A 1,337-nucleotide genomic window follows, 5' to 3' on the forward strand; every position below is an offset into this window, starting at 1 on the left:
GCCAGGTGCTCGGCACCGTCCTCGCCGGGCATCCCGGCTGCTCGGTGGCAGCCTGCCTGCACTGGGGCGTCCGACGGGGCGACGAGTACATCGATCCCCTCGCGCTGACCGGCGAGGTGGGCGAATACCGGCTCAAGCCGTGGGGAGGTGGTGGGTGATCAGCTGCCGGTCTGCTCGACCAGCTTGGCGCGCAGCCGCATGACGGCCCGCGTGTGCAGCTGGCTCACCCGCGACTCCGTCACGCCGAGGACCTTGCCGATCTCGGCGAGGGTCAGGCTCTCGAAGTAGTAGAGGCTGACCACGATCTTGTCCCGCTCGGTGAGCTGCGCGATCGCCTGGGCGAGCTGGCGGCGGTTGTCCTGGTCGACGAGCACCGCGACCGGGTCGACGGCGTCGTCGTCGGGCAAGGTGTCGACCAGCGAGCCGCTGTCCTTGCCGGCGGCCACCAGATCCTCCAGCGCGACGACGCTGGTGAGCTGCAGCTGGCCGTAGAAGTCGCGCAGGTCGTCGAGGCCGATGCCGAGTTCGGCGGCGAGCTCCGCGTCGGTCGGCGTGCGGTGCAGGCGGGCGCCGAGGCGCTCCATCGCGCGCTCGGCCTCCTTGGCCTTGCTGCGCACCGCGCGCGGCACCCAGTCCTGCGAACGGAGGTCGTCGAGGATTGCGCCGCGGATGCGCTGCATCGCGTACGTCTCGAAGCGCAGGCCACGCTCGGGGTCGAACTTCTCGATCGCGTCGACGAGCCCGAAGATGCCCGACTGGACGAGGTCACCGACGTCGATGTGGGTGGGCAACCCGGTGCCGACCCGGCCGGCGACGTACTTGACGAGCGGGGCGTAGTGCAGCACGAGCCGATCGCGCGACGCCTGGTCCGGACTGTCGGCGAACTGCTGCCACAGAGCGGCGATCCCGGCGTCGACGTCGTAGCCGGCCCGAGTTTCCGCGGGCGCGGCAGCCTCACCGTGAGTGGTCACTCCGGCGGCTTCGGTCACGTGCGGGCCTGCGGTCATTGCACAGTCGTTCTCGGCATGCGGCTCAGTGTCGTCTCCGTGCTCGTGCGGATGCGCGTGCGCCGCCGGGCCCGCTGGTGACGACCCCGGCGAGCCTCCCCGGACCGCCTCAGGCCCTGGGGTGCGCTCGGTCATGGATCGCTTTCAACCGGTCGACGGTCACATGAGTGTAGAGCTGCGTCGTGGCAAGCGTAGCGTGACCAAGCAGTTCCTGAACGCTCCTGAGATCGGCACCCCCTTCGAGCAGATGCGTCGCGGCGGAATGCCGCAGGCCGTGGGGCCCCATGTCGAGTGCTCCGGGCACCGCCGTGACGGCGTCGTGCACGACGC

2 protein-coding genes and 1 pseudogene are annotated in these 1,337 nt (G+C 70.6%); 1 reads left to right on the forward strand and 2 read right to left on the reverse strand.

Features of this window, described 5'->3' with window-relative positions; genetic code table 11:
• Nucleotides 1-158: pseudogene (locus CCN39_RS51865) on the forward strand (M23 family peptidase); the annotation flags it as partial.
• Here the strand turns inward: CCN39_RS51865 and CCN39_RS23485 are convergent.
• Both CCN39_RS23485 and CCN39_RS23490 read right to left on the reverse strand, forming a co-directional pair.
• Nucleotides 159-1,007, reverse strand: a complete 849-nt coding sequence (locus CCN39_RS23485) for a FliA/WhiG family RNA polymerase sigma factor (RefSeq protein WP_086845360.1) — start codon at nt 1,005-1,007, stop codon at nt 159-161. It abuts the pseudogene before it with no gap.
• A gap of 109 nt (nt 1,008-1,116) precedes the next feature.
• Nucleotides 1,117-1,337: tyrosine-type recombinase/integrase (locus tag CCN39_RS23490; RefSeq protein WP_158104539.1), on the reverse strand; the 221-nt coding region annotated here is incomplete at its 5' end.

Origin of the sequence: Amycolatopsis kentuckyensis (genome assembly GCF_002155975.1) — a bacterium.
Lineage (GTDB): Bacteria > Actinomycetota > Actinomycetes > Mycobacteriales > Pseudonocardiaceae > Amycolatopsis > Amycolatopsis kentuckyensis.